Origin of the sequence: Pseudomonas sp. AD21, from assembly GCF_002878485.1 — a bacterium.
Classification (GTDB): domain Bacteria; phylum Pseudomonadota; class Gammaproteobacteria; order Pseudomonadales; family Pseudomonadaceae; genus Aquipseudomonas.
Window position 1 is genome coordinate 30,851 of sequence record NZ_NQYG01000013.1, and the last position, 17,477, is coordinate 48,327.

The 17,477-nt window shown below is 59.4% G+C and carries 13 protein-coding genes; all 13 read left to right on the plus strand.

From position 1 onward, the window contains the following. Positions 1-22: 22 nt before the first annotated feature. The 13 genes from rseP to kdsA all read left to right on the plus strand — a co-directional run bounded on the left by rseP (position 23) and on the right by kdsA (position 17,427). Positions 23-1,375, plus strand: coding sequence for a sigma E protease regulator RseP (gene rseP / locus PseAD21_RS10775; protein ID WP_102355659.1), 1,353 nt, complete (start codon positions 23-25; stop codon positions 1,373-1,375). A 74-nt stretch (positions 1,376-1,449) separates the two neighbouring features. After that, the gene (bamA, locus tag PseAD21_RS10780) at positions 1,450-3,825 is read left to right on the plus strand and encodes an outer membrane protein assembly factor BamA (protein WP_102355660.1); all 2,376 of its coding nucleotides are present in this window, start codon (positions 1,450-1,452) and stop codon (positions 3,823-3,825) included. Between the two features lie 45 nt (positions 3,826-3,870). Then, positions 3,871-4,374 (plus strand): OmpH family outer membrane protein, encoded by a 504-nt coding sequence (locus tag PseAD21_RS10785; RefSeq protein ID WP_003222140.1) that lies wholly within the window; start codon positions 3,871-3,873, stop codon positions 4,372-4,374. Positions 4,375-4,377: 3 nt separating this feature from the next. Continuing rightward, the gene (lpxD, locus tag PseAD21_RS10790; protein ID WP_102355661.1) at positions 4,378-5,433 is read left to right on the plus strand and encodes a UDP-3-O-(3-hydroxymyristoyl)glucosamine N-acyltransferase; all 1,056 of its coding nucleotides are present in this window, start codon (positions 4,378-4,380) and stop codon (positions 5,431-5,433) included. 106 nt (positions 5,434-5,539) lie between these two features. Beyond that, complete coding sequence (gene fabZ, locus PseAD21_RS10795) at positions 5,540-5,980, plus strand: 3-hydroxyacyl-ACP dehydratase FabZ (protein WP_025110881.1); 441 nt, start codon at positions 5,540-5,542, stop codon at positions 5,978-5,980. Beyond that, positions 5,977-6,753: an acyl-ACP--UDP-N-acetylglucosamine O-acyltransferase gene (gene lpxA / locus PseAD21_RS10800; RefSeq protein WP_102355662.1), complete on the plus strand. Its 777-nt coding sequence runs from the start codon at positions 5,977-5,979 to the stop codon at positions 6,751-6,753. The genes fabZ and lpxA overlap by 4 nt, the downstream gene beginning before the upstream one ends. A 2-nt stretch (positions 6,754-6,755) precedes the next feature. Next, a complete protein-coding gene (gene lpxB / locus PseAD21_RS10805; protein WP_102355663.1) occupies positions 6,756-7,886 on the plus strand; it encodes a lipid-A-disaccharide synthase in 1,131 nt (376 codons plus the stop codon). An 11-nt stretch (positions 7,887-7,897) separates the two neighbouring features. Continuing rightward, positions 7,898-8,524 (plus strand): ribonuclease HII, encoded by a 627-nt coding sequence (gene rnhB / locus PseAD21_RS10810; RefSeq protein WP_064586190.1) that lies wholly within the window; start codon positions 7,898-7,900, stop codon positions 8,522-8,524. A gap of 76 nt (positions 8,525-8,600) precedes the next feature. Next, entirely contained in the window at positions 8,601-12,122 is a 3,522-nt protein-coding gene (gene dnaE, locus PseAD21_RS10815) for a DNA polymerase III subunit alpha (RefSeq protein WP_102355664.1), read from the plus strand. 139 nt (positions 12,123-12,261) lie between these two features. Then, complete coding sequence (locus PseAD21_RS10820) at positions 12,262-13,209, plus strand: acetyl-CoA carboxylase carboxyltransferase subunit alpha (RefSeq protein ID WP_102355665.1); 948 nt, start codon at positions 12,262-12,264, stop codon at positions 13,207-13,209. A 145-nt stretch (positions 13,210-13,354) separates the two neighbouring features. Beyond that, entirely contained in the window at positions 13,355-14,671 is a 1,317-nt protein-coding gene (tilS, locus tag PseAD21_RS10825; protein ID WP_178082119.1) for a tRNA lysidine(34) synthetase TilS, read from the plus strand. Positions 14,672-14,945: 274 nt separating this feature from the next. Further along, entirely contained in the window at positions 14,946-16,577 is a 1,632-nt protein-coding gene (locus PseAD21_RS10830) for a CTP synthase (protein WP_102355667.1), read from the plus strand. 4 nt (positions 16,578-16,581) lie between these two features. Next, a complete protein-coding gene (gene kdsA, locus PseAD21_RS10835; RefSeq protein ID WP_098967470.1) occupies positions 16,582-17,427 on the plus strand; it encodes a 3-deoxy-8-phosphooctulonate synthase in 846 nt (281 codons plus the stop codon). Positions 17,428-17,477 lie beyond the last annotated feature (50 nt).

The window sequence follows — 17,477 nt, forward strand, 5'->3', positions numbered from 1 at the left end:
AACAGGATTGCGGAGAAAGTAGATGAGCGCGCTCTATATGATTGCCGGCACCCTGATCGCATTGGGTGTGCTGGTCACCTTTCACGAATTCGGCCACTTCTGGGTCGCTCGTCGCTGTGGCGTCAAGGTTTTGCGTTTTTCCGTGGGCTTCGGCATGCCCCTGTTGCGCTGGCACGACAAGCAGGGCACCGAGTTTGTTATCGCCGCGATTCCGTTGGGCGGCTACGTCAAGATGCTCGATGAGCGTGAAGGCGAAGTGCCGGTCGATCAGCTTCATCAGTCCTTCAATCGCAAATCGGTTCGCCAGCGTATCGCCATTGTGGCGGCGGGGCCGATTGCCAACTTCCTGCTGGCCCTGGTGTTCTTCTGGGTGCTGGCCATGCTCGGCAGCGAGCAGATCCGCCCTGTCATTGGTGCAGTCGAGTCCGGCAGTCTCGCGGCCAAGGCTGGCTTGAGTGCTGGCCAGGAAATCGTCGCCATCGATGGCGAGCCGACCTCCGGTTGGGCGGCGGTCAATTTGCAGTTGGTGCGTCGTCTTGGCGAAAGTGGTTCCCTGCAATTGCTCGTGCGCGAGCAGGGCTCCAGCGCCGACACGCCTCGTGAGCTGGCGCTGGATCATTGGCTCAAAGGAGCCGACGAGCCCGATCCGATCCGCTCGCTCGGCATTCGCCCATGGCGCCCGGCGTTGCCGCCGGTGCTGGCGGAACTTGATCCAAAAGGTCCGGCGCAGGCCGCTGGTCTGAAAACCGGTGACCGTCTGCTGTCGCTTGACGGCCTGGCGCTGGGTGACTGGCAGCAGGTGGTCGATACTGTTCGTACGCGTCCTGATACCAAAATCATGCTGCGTATCGAGCGCGACGGTGCTCAAATCGACATCCCGGTGACCTTGGCGGCACGCGGCGAAAGCAAGTCGCCTGGCGGTTATCTCGGTGCTGGTGTAAAAGCCGTAGACTGGCCGCCGGAGATGATCCGTGAGGTCAGCTATGGTCCGCTGGCCGCGATTGGCGAGGGTGCCCGTCGTACCTGGACCATGAGCGTTCTGACGCTGGACTCACTGAAGAAAATGCTGTTCGGCGAGCTCTCGGTAAAAAACTTGAGTGGACCGATAACCATTGCTAAAGTGGCGGGCGCTTCTGCCCAGTCGGGCGTCGCTGATTTCCTGAATTTCCTTGCTTATCTGAGTATTAGCCTGGGGGTTCTGAATTTGCTGCCCATTCCTGTATTGGATGGGGGGCATTTGTTGTTTTATCTGATTGAGTGGGTGCGTGGTCGCCCCTTGTCGGATCGGGTGCAAGGTTGGGGGGTGCAGATCGGTATCAGTTTGGTGGTCGGAGTGATGTTGCTTGCTCTGGTCAATGATCTGGGTCGACTGTAAAGCTTCGCTGAATTGCGAATCTGCCGCATTTTGCGGCAGTTTGTTTATTGCCAGTTGGAATAAGAAAGGACTTCATGAAACGTCTGCTGCTAACTGCGGTTCTCACCGTATTGATGATCGCCGAAGTTCACGCCGAGTCCTTCACTATCTCTGATATTCGCGTCAATGGCCTCCAGCGGGTCTCCGCGGGTAGCGTCTTTGGTGCCTTGCCGTTGAACGTCGGCGAGCAGGCGGATGATCGTCGCCTGGTGGAATCCACTCGTGCGTTGTTCAAAACCGGTTTCTTTCAAGATATCCAGCTGGGCCGCGAAGGCAACGTTCTGGTGATCACGGTCGTCGAACGTCCGTCCGTCGCCAGTATCGAGATCGAAGGCAACAAGGCGATCTCCACCGAAGACCTGATGAAGGGCCTCAAGCAGTCCGGTCTGTCCGAAGGTGAAATCTTCCAGCGCGCCACCCTTGAAGGTGTTCGTAACGAGCTGCAACGCCAGTACGTTGCCCAGGGCCGCTACTCGGCTTCGGTCGATACCGAAGTGGTGTCGCAGCCGCGTAACCGCGTTGCGCTGAAAGTGAAGATCAACGAAGGCACCGTGGCTGCGATCCAGCACATCAACGTGGTGGGTAACACGGTCTTCCCTGATGACGACCTGATCGACCTGTTCGAGCTCAAAACTACCAACTGGCTGTCGTTCTTCAAGAACGATGACAAGTACGCCCGCGAAAAACTCTCCGGTGACCTGGAGCGTCTGCGTTCCTACTACCTGGACCGCGGCTACATCAACATGGATATCGCTTCGACCCAGGTGTCCATCACCCCGGACAAGAAGCACGTCTACATCACCGTCAACATCACCGAAGGCGAGAAGTACACCGTACGTGACGTCAAGCTCAGCGGTGACCTGAAAGTCCCTGAAGACCAGATCAAGTCCCTGCTGCTGGTGCAGAAAGGCCAGGTGTTCTCGCGCAAACTGATGACCACCACGTCCGAACTGATCACCCGTCGCCTGGGTAACGAAGGTTATACCTTCGCCAACGTCAACGGCGTTCCTCAGCCGCATGACGACGATCACACCGTGGACATCCTGTTCGCCGTCGATCCGGGCAAGCGTGCCTACGTCAACCGCATCAACTTCCGTGGCAACACCAAGTCCGAAGACGAAGTGCTGCGTCGCGAAATGCGCCAGATGGAAGGTGGTTGGGCTTCGACCTACCTGATCGACCAGTCCAAGACCCGTCTTGAGCGTCTGGGCTTCTTTAAAGAAGTAAACGTTGAAACTCCGGCCGTTCCGGGTGTCGACGACCAGGTAGACGTGAACTACGCCGTTGAAGAACAGGCGTCCGGTTCGATCACCGCCAGTGTCGGTTTCGCCCAGAGTGCCGGTCTGATCCTCGGCGGTTCGATCACCCAGAACAACTTCCTCGGTACCGGTAACCGCGTCAGCGTCGGCCTGACCCGCAGCGAATACCAGAGCCGCTACAACTTCGGCTACGTTGACCCGTACTGGACCGCCGATGGCGTGAGCCTGGGTTACAACGCGTTCTATCGCACCACCGACTACAAAGATCTCAACATCGACGTAGCGAGCTATGCGGTAGACAGCCTGGGTGCCGGCGTCAACGTTGGCTATCCGATCAGCGAGACTTCGCGTCTGACCTTCGGTCTGTCCGCTCAACAGGACAAGATCAAGACCGGTCAGTACACCGTTGACGAGATCTTCGACTTCGTTAACAAGGAAGGCGACCAGTATCTGAACTTCAAGGCGTCGGCCGGCTGGTCCGAGTCGACCCTGAACAAGGGCGTATTGCCGACCCGTGGCCGTTCCCAGAGCCTGACCCTGGAAACCACGATTCCGGGCAGCGACCTGTCGTTCTACAAACTCGACTATCGTGGTCAGTTGTTCCAGCCGATTACCGAAAACTACACCCTGCGTCTGCACACTGAGCTGGGTTATGGCGATGGTTATGGTTCGACCGACGGCTTGCCGTTCTATGAAAACTACTATGCTGGTGGTTTCAACTCGGTTCGTGGCTTCAAGGACAGCACCTTGGGTCCTCGCAGTACTCCGAGTCGTGGCACTAACCCGGGTACCTCCGTTGACCCGGATCAGGACCCGCTGCCGTTCGGTGGCAACGTACTGATCCAGGGTGGTGCGGAGGTTCTGTTCCCGCTGCCGTTCGTCAAGGATCAGCGATCCCTGCGTACCTCGGTATTCTGGGACGTGGGTAACGTTTTCGATTCGCAGTGCAAGGACACCACCAACACAAATGGCTCGACGTCCAACACCAAGTGCAACGACATCAGTCTGAGCAACATGGCCAGTTCCGTTGGTGTGGGTGTGACCTGGGTCACCGCACTGGGTCCGCTGAGTTTTGCTCTGGCGATGCCGGTCAAGAAACCGGATAACGCTGAAACTCAAGTGTTCCAATTCTCCCTCGGCCAGACGTTCTAAGCGTCTGACCCAAGATAACGACAATGGATTTTGTAGGAGTGCATCGTGCGTAAGTTGACTCAATTGGTTCTCCTGGCCTCCGTACTGGTGGCAGGCCCGGCGTTCGCCGACATGAAAATCGCTGTTCTGAACTATCAGATGGCGCTGCTGGAATCCGATGCGGCCAAGAAGTACGCCGTGGATGCCGAGAAGAAGTTCGGTCCGCAACTGACCAAACTCAAGACGCTGGAAAGCAGCGCCAAGGGCATTCAGGACCGTCTGATGGCCGGTGGCGACAAGATGCAGCAGGGCGAGCGTGAGCGTCTGGAGCTTGAATTCAAGCAAAAGGCCCGTGACTTCCAGTTCCAGTCCAAGGAACTGAACGAAGCCAAGGCTGTTGCCGACCGCGAAATGCTCAAGCAACTGAAGCCGAAACTGGATAGCGCAGTGGAAGAAGTCATCAAGAAAGGTGGTTTTGACCTGGTGTTCGAGCGTGGCGCAGTGATCGATGTCAAACCTCAGTACGACATCACGCGCCAGGTTATCGAGCGCATGAATCAGCTGAAGTAACCCATGACCGTGACTATCAAGCTCGGCCAGTTGGCCGAGTTCCTCGGCGCCACCCTTCGTGGCGACCCCGAGACGCAAATTACTGGGCTAGCCACCTTGCAGGAGGCTGGCCCAGCTCAGTTGAGCTTTCTGGCAAATCCTCAATACCGCAAATACCTGGCAAGTTCCCAGGCGGCTGCGCTATTGCTCAAAGAGGCCGATGCCGACGGTTTTGCCGGCAATGCGCTGGTGGTGCCGGATCCTTACCTGGCTTACGCACGCATCTCGCACCTGTTCGATCCCAAGCCAAAAGCTACTGCGGGTGTTCATCCCACAGCAGTGATTGCGCCGGATGCGGTGGTTGATCCAAGCGCCAGCATCGGCCCGTTCGTGGTGATCGAGGCCGGTGTGCGAATCGGCGCGCAGGTCACCCTGGGCGCACATTGCGTCATCGGTGCCCGCAGTGAAATCGGTGAGGGCGGCTGGCTCGCTCCGCGAGTGACGCTGTACCACGACGTGCGCATCGGCAAGCGTGTGGTGATCCAGTCTGGCGCGGTGCTCGGCGGTGAGGGCTTCGGCTTTGCCAACGAAAAAGGCATCTGGCAGAAAATCGCCCAGATCGGTGGCGTGACCATCGGCGATGACGTGGAGATTGGCGTGAATACCGCTATCGACCGCGGTGCCTTGGCCGATACCGTGATCGGCAATGGCGTGAAGCTCGACAACCAGATTCAGATTGCGCACAACGTCCAGGTCGGTGATCACACCGCCATGGCGGCGTGCGTCGGTATCTCCGGCAGCACCAAGATCGGCAAGCACTGCATGCTCGCTGGCGGTGTCGGTCTGGTGGGTCACATTGATATTTGCGACAACGTTTTCCTCACCGGGATGACCATGGTGACCCACTCGATTACCGAGCCGGGTGCCTATTCTTCCGGTACAGCCATGCAACCGGCGGCCGAATGGCGCAAAAGCGCGGCCCGCATCCGTCAGCTCGATGACCTTGCGCGACGTTTGAAACAGCTGGAAAAGCGCGTTGGGGAAGTGACCCCCGGCGGCAATGCTTCATCTGATGGCTGATACCATTTCCATATCAAGTGTGCACAGCCTCTAGACTGCCTCCTTGATTTGCTAGAGGAGTGCGCGTCAGTCGCGCTCCCAATCTTTACATAGGCTTCCCCCCGAAATGATGGACATCAACGAGATTCGCGAATACCTGCCTCACCGTTACCCGTTCCTGCTGGTGGACCGGGTGGTGGAACTGGACACTGAAGGCAAGCGCATTCGCGCCTACAAGAATGTCAGCATCAACGAACCATTCTTCAATGGTCACTTCCCGGCGCATCCAATCATGCCGGGCGTGTTGATCATCGAAGCGATGGCTCAGGCTGCCGGGATCCTCGGTTTCAAAATGCTCGATGTGAAGCCTGCCGACGGCACGCTGTATTACTTCGTCGGTTCCGACAAACTGCGTTTCCGTCAGCCGGTTCTGCCGGGTGACCAACTGATCCTTGAGGCCAGGTTCATCAGTTGCAAGCGTCAGATCTGGAAGTTCGAGTGCCAGGCTTCGGTCGACGGCAAGCCGGTCTGCTCCGCTGAAATCATCTGTGCGGAACGCAAGCTATGAGTTTGATTGACCCTCGCGCAATCATCGATCCGTCGGCCGTTCTGGCTGACGGCGTCGAGGTCGGCCCGTGGTCGATCATCGGCGCAGGTGTGGAAATCGGCGAGGGTACCGTAATCGGGCCGCATGTGGTCCTCAAAGGCCCGACCCGGATTGGCAAGCACAATCGCATCTACCAGTTTTCCTCGGTAGGCGAAGATACGCCCGATCTGAAATACAAAGGTGAAGAAACCCGTCTGGTGATTGGTGACCACAATGTCATCCGCGAAGGCGTGACCATTCACCGTGGCACTGTTCAGGATCGCTCCGAAACAACGCTGGGCGACCACAACCTGATCATGGCCTATGCCCACATCGGTCACGACAGTGTGATCGGCAACAACTGCATTCTGGTCAACAACACGGCGTTGGCCGGACATGTACATGTCGACGACTGGGCGATCCTTTCCGGGTTCACCCTGGTTCATCAGTATTGCCACATCGGCGCCCACAGCTTTTCCGGCATGGGCACCGCCATCGGCAAGGACGTTCCGGCGTTCGTGACCGTATTCGGCAACCCGGCTGAAGCGCGCAGCATGAACTTCGAAGGTATGCGCCGTCGCGGTTTCAGTGAAGACGCCATTCACGCCCTGCGTCGCGCCTATAAAACCGTGTATCGCCAAGGGCTGACCGTGGAACAGGCGCTGGCCGAACTGGCCGAACCTGCTGCGCAGTTCCCGGAAGTCGCGCTGTTTCGTGACTCGATCCAGTCGTCGACTCGCGGCATCACCCGCTGATCATGGCCAATCTGCGTATTGCGCTGGTGGCGGGCGAGGCTTCCGGTGATATTTTGGGCGCCGGTCTGATGCGCGCCCTCAAGGCGCAACATCCGGCGGTCGAGTTCATCGGTGTCGGCGGTCCGTTGATGCAGGCCGAAGGCCTGACGTCCTACTTCCCCATGGAGCGTCTGTCGGTCATGGGGCTGGTGGAAGTGCTCGGGCGGCTACGCGAGTTGCTCAAGCGCCGCAAGGACCTGATCGCCATGTTGATTGCCGAGAAACCGGATGTGTTCATCGGCATCGACGCCCCGGATTTCAATCTCAATATCGAACTCAAGCTGCGGCAGGCCGGGATCAAGACCGTGCACTACGTCAGCCCTTCGGTGTGGGCGTGGCGCCAGAAGCGCGTGCTGAAGATTCGCGAAGGCTGCGACCTGATGCTGACGCTGTTGCCGTTCGAAGCGAAATTCTACGAAGAGAAAGGCGTGCCGGTACGGTTCGTCGGTCATACGTTGGCCGATACCATTGCGCTGCAGGCTGATCGCGCCGCTGCGCGTGCCGAACTGGGCTTGCCCGACGGTCCGCTGGTGGCATTGATGCCTGGCAGTCGTGGTGGCGAAGTTGGCCGCCTGGGCGCATTGTTCCTCGATACGGCCGAGCGCCTGCGGGCCATGCGTCCGGGACTGCGCTTTGTCATACCGTGCGCCAATGCCGAGCGTCGCGCTCAGCTCGAGGAGCTGCTCGCGGGTCGCGACTTGCCGGTAACCCTGCTCGACGGCAAATCCCATCTGGCCCTGGCGGCGTGCAACGCGGTGTTGATCGCTTCCGGCACGGCCACGCTTGAAGCGTTGCTGTACAAGCGGCCAATGGTCGTCGCGTATCGCCTGGCGCCGCTGACGTTCTGGATTCTCAAGCGCATGGTCAAGAGTCCGTATGTGTCTTTGCCAAACCTGCTGGCCCAGCGTCTGCTGGTCCCGGAATTGTTGCAGGATGATGCAACGGTCGAGGCCCTGGCGCAGACCCTGTCGCCGCTGATCGAAGGTGGCGAAGAGCAGACCCGTGGCTTCGACGAGATTCATCGCACGCTGCGGCTGGACGCCTCCAATCAGGCGGCGGACGCCGTCCTCAACCTGATCGGTCAATCACGATGAGCAAGAAAGATATGCAGATGGGCCTGGATTTCACCCTGGTCGCCGAAGTCGAAGAACTGGTAGCCGGTGTCGATGAAGTCGGTCGCGGCCCGTTGTGCGGTGCAGTGGTGACGGCGGCGGTGATTCTCGATCCGAACCGGCCGATTCTCGGCCTCAATGACTCGAAGAAACTCACCGAAGCCAAGCGTGAGAAGCTCTACGACGAGATCATCGAGAAGTCCCTGAGCTGGTGCATCGCCCGTGCCGAAGTCGAGGAAATCGACGAGCTGAACATCCTGCACGCGACCATGCTCGCCATGCAGCGTGCGGTGGCCGGACTGCATGTGCAGCCGAAACTGGCGATGATCGATGGCAACCGCTGCCCGAAACTGCCGATGCGCGCCGAAGCGGTGGTACAGGGCGACGGCAAGGTGCCGGCCATCGCTGCTGCGTCGATTCTGGCCAAGGTCAGCCGCGACCGTGAAATGGCTGCGTTCGAATTGATCTACCCGGGCTACGGCATCGGTGGCCACAAAGGCTACCCGACGCCCGTTCATCTGGAAGCGTTGGCACGGCTCGGGCCGACACCGATTCACCGGCGCTCGTTCGCCCCGGTGCGTCAGGCTTACGAGGCGCTCGAAGGCCTGACGCAGGTTTAGTCGCAAGGCTGATGTTTTGTTCGAGGCCCGGTACAATCCGGGCCTTGTTGTCTCTATGTAACTGGACAGGATCACTATGCCGGCTTCATTCGTTCATCTACGCCTGCACACTGAATACTCCCTGGTCGACGGGCTGGTGCGGATCAAGCCACTGGTCAAGGCGCTGACCGGCATGAACATGCCGGCCGTGGCGGTCACTGATCAGAACAACATGTGTTCTCTGGTCAAATTCTATAAAAACACCATGGGCGCAGGCATCAAGCCGATCTGCGGCGCCGACCTGTGGCTGTCGAACAAGGATCCGGACGCGCCACTGAGCCGGATCAGCCTGTTGGTGATGAACGCCAAGGGCTATCGCAACCTTACCGAGCTGATCTCGCGCGGCTTCATCGACGGTCAGCGCAACGGCATGATCATCATCGAGCGCGAATGGGTCGCCGAGGCCAACGAAGGCCTGATCATGCTGTCCGCCGCCAAAGAAGGCGAGATCGGCATGGCCATGATTGGCGGCAACCCGGCCGAGGCCGAAGCGCTGGCGCGGGAATGGATGGCGGTGTTCCCGGACCGTTTCTATCTGGAAATCCAGCGCACCAATCGCCCCAACGATGAAGAACAGTTGCACGGCGCCGTGGCCCTGGCCGACAAGCTTGGCGCACCGCTGGTGGCAACCAACGATGTGCGCTTTATCAAGCAGGAAGATTTCGCAGCCCACGAAACCCGCGTGTGCATCGGTGAGGGCCGCGCCCTCGACGATCCGCGGCGCTCGAAGAATTACAGCGACCAGCAATACCTCAAAAGCGCCGAGGAAATGGCCGAGCTGTTCAGCGACATTCCCGACGCCATCGAAAACACCGTCGAGATTGCCAAACGCTGCAACATTGAAGTGAAGCTGGGTACGCACTTCCTGCCCAACTTCCCGATTCCCGATGGCATGACCATCGACGAATACTTCCGCAAAGTCTCTTTCGATGGTCTCGAAGAACGCCTCGCGGTGCTGCTGCCCAAGGACACCACTGAAGACTACGAAGCCAAGCGTCAGGTCTATGTCGACCGCTTGAATTTCGAGCTGGATATCATCATCCAGATGGGCTTCCCCGGTTACTTCCTGATCGTGATGGACTTTATCCAGTGGGCCAAGAATAACGGCGTGCCGGTGGGGCCTGGCCGGGGGTCGGGTGCCGGCTCGCTGGTGGCCTATGTGCAGAAGATCACCGACCTTGATCCGCTGGAATACGACCTGCTGTTCGAACGTTTCCTTAACCCGGAACGGGTATCGATGCCCGACTTCGACGTCGACTTCTGCATGGACGGTCGTGACCGGGTGATCGACTACGTGGCCGAGAAATACGGTCGCAACGCGGTAAGCCAGATCATCACTTTCGGTTCCATGGCCGCCAAGGCTGTGGTGCGCGACGTTGCGCGGGTGCAGGGCAAGTCCTACGGCCTGGCGGATCGTCTGTCGAAGATGATTCCGTTCGAAGTCGGCATGACCCTGGAAAAAGCCTACGAGCAGGAAGAAATCCTGCGTGACTTCATCAAGGTCGATGAAGAAGCGGCGGAAATCTGGGAGATGGCGCGCAAGCTCGAGGGCGTGGTGCGTAACGTCGGCAAGCACGCCGGTGGTGTGGTGATCGCCCCGACCAAGTTGACCGACTTCTCGCCGATCTATTGCGACGAGGCCGGTGACGGCCTGGTAACCCAGTTCGACAAGGACGACGTGGAGGCAGCCGGTCTGGTGAAGTTCGACTTCCTCGGCCTGCGGACCCTGACGATCATCGACTGGGCGCTGAAAACGATCAACCGCGACCGCGCCAAGGTCAATGAGCCGCCGCTGGACATCGCGTTTATCCCGCTCGACGACAAGCCGACGTACAGCCTGCTGCAGAAAGCCGAAACCACCGCGGTGTTCCAGCTTGAATCGCGCGGCATGAAAGAGCTGATCAAAAAGCTCAAGCCCGACTGCCTGGAAGACCTGATCGCACTGGTGGCGCTGTTCCGTCCGGGCCCGCTGCAGTCGGGCATGGTGGACGACTTCATCAACCGTAAGCACGGTCGCGCCGAACTGGCGTACCCGCACTCCGACTACCAGTACGAAGGCCTCAAGCCGGTACTGGCGCCGACGTACGGAATCATCCTGTATCAGGAACAGGTGATGCAGATCGCCCAGGTCATGGCCGGTTACACCCTCGGTGGTGCGGACATGCTGCGGCGAGCCATGGGCAAGAAGAAACCCGAGGAAATGGCCAAGCAGCGCGGCGGTTTCATTGAAGGTTGCGCGACCAACAATATCGACGCCGACCTCGCCGGTAACATTTTCGACCTGGTAGAGAAATTCGCCGGTTACGGCTTCAACAAATCCCACTCCGCCGCCTACGGCCTGGTGTCGTACCAGACTGCCTGGCTGAAGGCTCACTACCCGGCGCCGTTCATGGCCGCGGTGCTGTCGGCGGATATGCACAACACCGACAAGGTCGTGACCTTGATCGAGGAAGTGCGCACGATGAAGCTACGCCTCGACGCGCCGGACGTGAACACCTCGGAGTTCAAGTTCACGGTGAACGATGAGGGCCGGATCATCTATGGCCTGGGCGCGATCAAAGGCGTAGGCGAGGGGCCGGTTGAGGCGATCACTGAGGCGCGTCTGGCGGGGCCATTCAAGGACCTGTTCGATTTCTGCGCCCGGGTCGACCTCAAGCGCATCAACAAACGCACGCTCGACGGCTTGATCCGCAGCGGCGCTCTGGATCGCCTTGGCCCGTACTTCCACGATGAGCAAAAAGCCTACCAGGCCAACATCGACCGCAACCGCGCGGTGCTGCTGACGGCCATGGAAGAGGCGATCAAGGCCGCCGAACAAACTGCACGTACTCAGGACAGCGGGCACTCGGACCTGTTCGGTGGTCTGTTCGTCGAAGAAGACGCTGACGTTTACGCCAACCATCGCAAGGCCAAGGAGTTGACGCTCAAGGAGCGGCTCAAAGGGGAGAAAGACACCCTGGGCCTGTACCTGACCGGTCACCCGATTGATGAATACGAAGGTGAAATCCGTCGTTTCGCCCGCCAGCGCATCATTGATCTGAAACCGGCGCGTGATACCCAGACCGTCGCGGGCATGATCATTGCGCTGCGGGTCATGAAGAACAAGAAGGGCGACAAGATGGGGTTCATCACCCTGGATGACCGCTCTGGACGCATCGAGGCCTCGCTGTTTTCCGAGTCGTTCCATGCGGCGCAGTCGCTGTTGCAGACTGACGCGATGGTGGTCGTCGAAGGCGAGGTCAGCAATGACGACTTCTCCGGCGGCCTGAAGCTGCGGGTCAAGCGCGTGATGAGCATGGAAGACGCCCGGACCAACCTGGCCGAAAGCCTGCGTCTGAAGCTGCAGACTCAGGACCTGAAGGGTGATCAGCTACGCTGGTTGGGTGAGCTGCTCAAGCGTCATCGCGGCGCGTGTCCGGTCACCATGGAGTACACCAGCCCCGATGCGAAGACCTTGCTGCAGTTCGGCGAGACCTGGCGAATCGATCCGGCGGATGCCTTGATTCAAGCCCTGCGTGACCAGTTCGGGCGAGACAACGTCTTCCTCCAATACCGTTGACCGGCAAGTGCCATCATTGCGCTTGTCCACAACCTGAATTTTTAATCTCGACCTCAGCGCGCCTCTCCCTTAAGGTAGGGCGCGAATAGACAACCGGCCGGCCCAAGCTCACTTGGGACACGACCCAAGACGGACGCCTATGAACCCGAATTTTCTAGATTTCGAACAGCCGATCGCCGACCTGCAAGCCAAGATCGAAGAGTTGCGCTTGGTCGGTAATGACAATTCGCTGAATATCGGCGATGAGATCTCCCGCCTGCAGGACAAGAGCCGCACGCTGACCGAAGACATCTTCGGCAAGCTGACCAGCTGGCAGATCGCTCGCCTGGCGCGTCACCCGAAACGCCCGTACACCCTGGATTACATCGAGCACATCTTCACCGAGTTCGACGAACTGCACGGCGACCGTCACTTCTCCGACGATGCGGCCATTGTTGGCGGTGTGGCACGTCTGGATGATCAACCGGTGATGATCATCGGTCACCAGAAGGGTCGTGAAGTGCGCGAGAAGGTACGCCGCAACTTCGGCATGCCGCGTCCGGAAGGCTACCGCAAGGCCTGCCGTCTGATGGAGATGGCCGAGCGTTTCAAGATGCCGATCCTGACCTTCATCGACACCCCGGGTGCTTACCCTGGCATCGACGCCGAAGAGCGCAACCAGAGCGAAGCGATTGCCTGGAACCTGCGTGTGATGTCGCGCCTGAAAACCCCGATCATCGCCACCGTTATCGGTGAAGGTGGTTCCGGCGGTGCACTGGCCATCGGCGTGTGCGATCAACTGAACATGCTGCAGTACTCGACCTACGCGGTGATCTCGCCGGAAGGTTGCGCTTCGATTCTGTGGAAAACCGCAGAAAAAGCGCCGGACGCTGCTGAGGCGATGGGCATCACCGCCGAGCGCCTGAAAGGCTTGGGCATCGTCGATAAAGTCATCGGCGAGCCACTGGGCGGCGCCCACCGTGACCCGGCTGCTGCCGCTGCGTCGATCCGTGCCGAACTGAGCTCGCAACTGGCGATGCTGCAAAAGTTCGACAACGAAGCGCTGCTCAAGCGCCGTTACGATCGACTGATGAGCTACGGTCTCTAAGAGATCTCGCAATACCCAATGTGGGAGCGGGCTTGCTCGCGAAAGCGGTATAACAGTCGACAGATGTGTTGAATGTTGAAACGCCTTCGCGAGCAAGCCCGCTCCCACATTTGATTTGGGCAAAGAGTTAGATAGAGGTCAGTCCGTGAGTGATCTGCCTACCCGGCTTCTGCTGAACCTTGCAGCCTGGCGCAATGCCAGGACCTGGCATATCGCGTTCTCCGGTGGCCTGGACTCCACCGTCCTGCTGCATCTGCTTGCCGATCTCGCCAAACACCATTCCCTGCCGGCGCTCAGCGCAATCCATATCCATCACGGCCTCCAGGCTGCGGCTGATGCGTGGCCGCAACATTGCCAGTCGGTTTGCGACACGCTGGGCGTGCCGCTGCTGATCGAGCGCGTGAGCGTGCAACCGGGGGCGAGCCTTGAGCGGGCGGCGCGGGATGCGCGGTACGCGGTGTTCAGTGCGCTGACGCAAGCTGATGACGTACTGCTCACCGGCCAGCATCGCGATGATCAGGCGGAAACGCTGTTATTTCGCCTGTTGCGTGGCGCCGGTGTCAGAGGGCTTGGCGCGATGCCGCAGCAGCGGCCGGTGGGGCAGGGCACGCTGATTCGCCCGTTGCTGGATGTTGCTCGAACCGAGCTTGAACGTTACGCAAAGGCTCACCAGTTGCGCTGGATCGAAGACCCGTCAAACCAGGACCGGCAGTTCTCGCGCAACTACCTGCGCCATCAGGTCATGCCACGGCTGACCGGGCGTTGGCCGCAAGCGCAGGCGAGCTTGGCCCGTAGCGCAACGCATCTGCGTGAGGCTCAGGGGCTGCTCGATGAACTGGCGCAGATGGATCTCGCGCAGGCCTCGACCGCCCATGATTTCCAATGGCTGCGATTGCCGTCGCTGGAGTTGGCGCCGCTGACCGCGCTGTCTGCTGCACGTCAGCGCAATGCGCTCAGCCACTGGCTCGAACCGCTGACCCGTTTGCCGGACACTGACCATTGGTCGGGTTGGGCAAATCTTTGCGACGCAGCCATTGATGCTTCCCCAGTGTGGCGTCTGGCCGATGGCGAGCTGCATCGCAGCGCCGGCCGGGTATGGTGGCTAAGCGGCGACTGGCTGCACGCGCCAGCGGTCACCATTGACTGGCGCGACCCGTCGGCAGCGCTACGCTTGCCGAATAACGGGCGTGTCATGTTCAGCGGGCAGACTCCCGTCGGGCCGTTGCGGATTGGTTATCGGCAGGGCGGCGAAGTGATGCATCTGGCGGAGCGCGGCCACCGCGATCTCAAGCGCCTGCTCAATGAACGCGCGGTGCCGGCCTTCGTCCGTGGCAGATTGCCGCTGCTGTTTCGCGGTGCAGAATTGCTTGCGGTGGCGAACCTGCCGGGCCTTGACGGGCATGGGCAGGACGACTGGAGTTTGCATTGGCAGCCAACAGACGAAGATCAAGGTTTGAGCTGAAAGGAGCATTCCGGTAGACTACGCTCCCTTCTTGATACAACTTCTGTGGATTCGCCTGAATTGCAGGAGTTGCCGATTACCAAGCAGTCTTTGCTGGGCGATTCCAAAAAATGTGTAGCGAGCAACGTACCGGTGTTTCATCTGCCGGTCTGTCCCAACGCGGCGGTTTTTTTGAAAGGTGCACTGTGATTAATGCAGGTGATCGGGGGCTTCGGCCTTCCTTCGCTTTCCCCGGCGGCTCGTACCGCTTTAACGCAGACTTCTAGGGTTTTTCATGACGCGCTACATATTCGTCACGGGCGGTGTTGTTTCTTCATTGGGGAAAGGCATTGCCTCGGCTTCATTGGCGGCCATCCTGGAGGCGCGGGGGCTTAAGGTCACCATGCTTAAGCTGGATCCGTACATCAACGTCGACCCGGGCACCATGAGCCCGTTCCAGCACGGTGAAGTGTTCGTCACCCACGACGGCGCCGAAACCGACCTGGACCTGGGCCACTACGAGCGGTTCATCCGCACGACCATGACCCAGAACAACAACTTCACCACCGGTCGTGTCTACGAGCACGTGCTGCGCAAAGAGCGTCGTGGTGACTACCTGGGTGCAACCATCCAGGTGATTCCGCACATCACTGACGAAATCAAGCGCCGCATCATCAAGGGTGCTGGCGATGCTGACGTGGCGATGGTTGAAATCGGTGGCACCGTGGGTGACATCGAGTCGCAACCGTTCCTCGAAGCCATCCGTCAACTGCGTTTCGAAGTCGGCGCCAAGCGCGCGATGCTGATGCACCTGACGCTGGTGCCGTACATCGCCACCGCTGGCGAGACCAAGACCAAGCCAACTCAGCACTCGGTAAAAGAGCTGCGTTCGATCGGCCTGCAGCCAGACGTGCTGGTGTGCCGTTCCGATCACCCGATCGACGTCTCGTCGCGTCGCAAGATCGCTCAGTTCACCAACGTTGAAGAGCGTGCGGTGATCGCGCTGGAAGACGCCGACACCATCTACAAGATCCCGGGCATCTTGCACTCGCAGGGTCTGGACGATTTCGTCGTCGAGCGTTTCGGTCTGCAATGCGGCAGCGCTGATCTGTCCGAGTGGGAAGCAGTGGTTGACGCCAAGCTGAACCCGGAACACGAAGTGACCATCGCCATGGTCGGCAAGTACATGGAACTGCTGGACGCCTACAAGTCGCTGATCGAAGCGATGAGTCATGCCGGTATCAGCAACCGCACCAAGGTCAACCTGCGTTACATCGATTCCGAAGACATCGAGAACCAGGGCACTGCGCTGCTCGAAGGTGTCGACGCGATCCTCGTACCGGGCGGCTTCGGTCTGCGTGGCGTTGAAGGCAAGATCACTGCTGTTCAGTACGCTCGCGAAAACAAGGTTCCGTACCTGGGTATCTGCCTGGGCATGCAAGTGGCGGTCATCGAGTTCGCTCGTAACGTCATGGGCTGGAAAGACGCCAACTCCACCGAGTTCGATCGCGCCAGCGGTCACCCGGTCGTGGGTCTGATCACCGAGTGGGAAGACGCTACCGGCGCTGTTGAAGTGCGTACCGAAACATCCGATCTGGGCGGCACCATGCGCCTGGGTGCTCAGGAATGCCTGCTCGAAGCTGGCTCCAAGGTGCACGATTGCTACGGTAAGGATGTGATTGTCGAGCGTCACCGTCACCGCTACGAAGTGAACAACAACCTGCTGCCACAAATCATCGAAGCCGGCCTGAAAATCTCCGGTCGCTCCGCTGACGCCGCGCTGGTTGAAGTGGTCGAAGCCCCGGATCATCCATGGTTCGTCGCTTGCCAGTTCCACCCTGAGTTCACCTCGACGCCACGTGACGGTCACCCGCTGTTCAGCGGTTTCGTCAAGGCAGCGTTGGCACAACACCAGAAGAAGGCGTAACCCGATGGCACAGAAGATCATCCGCGTTGGCAACATCGAGATCGCCAACGACAAGCCCATGGTGCTGTTCGGCGGCATGAACGTGCTGGAAAGCCGCGACATGGCCATGCAGGTTTGCGAAGAGTACGTGAAGGTCACCGAGAAACTCGGTATCCCTTACGTGTTCAAGGCCAGTTTCGACAAGGCCAACCGATCTTCTGTGACCTCTTATCGTGGTCCTGGCCTGGAAGAGGGCATGCGCATCTTCCAGGACATCAAACAAGCCTTCGGCGTGCCGATCATCACCGACGTCCACGAGCCTGACCAGGCCGCGGTCGTCGCTGAAGTCTGCGACATCATCCAGCTGCCGGCCTTCCTGTCGCGCCAGACCGATCTGGTCGTCGCGATGGCCAAGACCAATGCAGTCATCAACATCAAGAAAGCCCAGTTCCTCGCGCCTCAGGAAATGAAACATATCCTGAACAAGTGCGTGGAAGCGGGTAACGATCAATTGATCCTCTGCGAGCGTGGTTCGAGCTTCGGCTACAACAATCTCGTGGTGGACATGCTCGGCTTCGGCATCATGAAGCAGTTCGAGTACCCGGTATTCTTCGACGTGACCCATTCGCTGCAAATGCCTGGCGGTCGTTCCGACTCCGCCGGCGGTCGCCGTGCACAGGTCACCGATCTGGCCAAGGCGGGCATGAGCCAGTCGTTGGCGGGGCTGTTTCTCGAAGCACACCCGGACCCGGACAACGCCAAATGCGACGGCCCTTGCGCCTTGCGTCTGGACAAACTGGAGCCATTCCTGGCCCAGCTCAAAGCCTTGGACGAACTGGTGAAGAGTTTTCCGACGGTAGAAACCGCGTAAAGCTCATTTCTCCGGTAAAGTACCGCACGATTTGTCGCACATGCCCTCGG

Excerpts from the sequence above, each read along its gene's own strand:
- rseP (WP_102355659.1), top strand. The coding sequence starts at position 23 with ATGAGCGCGCTCTATATGATTGCCGGCACCCTGATCGCATTGGGTGTG.
- bamA (WP_102355660.1), top strand. The coding sequence starts at position 1,450 with ATGAAACGTCTGCTGCTAACTGCGGTTCTCACCGTATTGATGATCGCC.
- lpxD (WP_102355661.1), top strand. The coding sequence starts at position 4,378 with ATGACCGTGACTATCAAGCTCGGCCAGTTGGCCGAGTTCCTCGGCGCC.
- fabZ (WP_025110881.1), top strand. The coding sequence starts at position 5,540 with ATGATGGACATCAACGAGATTCGCGAATACCTGCCTCACCGTTACCCG.
- lpxA (WP_102355662.1), top strand. The coding sequence starts at position 5,977 with ATGAGTTTGATTGACCCTCGCGCAATCATCGATCCGTCGGCCGTTCTG.
- lpxB (WP_102355663.1), top strand. The coding sequence starts at position 6,756 with ATGGCCAATCTGCGTATTGCGCTGGTGGCGGGCGAGGCTTCCGGTGAT.
- rnhB (WP_064586190.1), top strand. The coding sequence starts at position 7,898 with ATGCAGATGGGCCTGGATTTCACCCTGGTCGCCGAAGTCGAAGAACTG.
- dnaE (WP_102355664.1), top strand. The coding sequence starts at position 8,601 with ATGCCGGCTTCATTCGTTCATCTACGCCTGCACACTGAATACTCCCTG.
- PseAD21_RS10820 (WP_102355665.1), top strand. The coding sequence starts at position 12,262 with ATGAACCCGAATTTTCTAGATTTCGAACAGCCGATCGCCGACCTGCAA.
- PseAD21_RS10830 (WP_102355667.1), top strand. The coding sequence starts at position 14,946 with ATGACGCGCTACATATTCGTCACGGGCGGTGTTGTTTCTTCATTGGGG.
- kdsA (WP_098967470.1), top strand. The coding sequence starts at position 16,582 with ATGGCACAGAAGATCATCCGCGTTGGCAACATCGAGATCGCCAACGAC.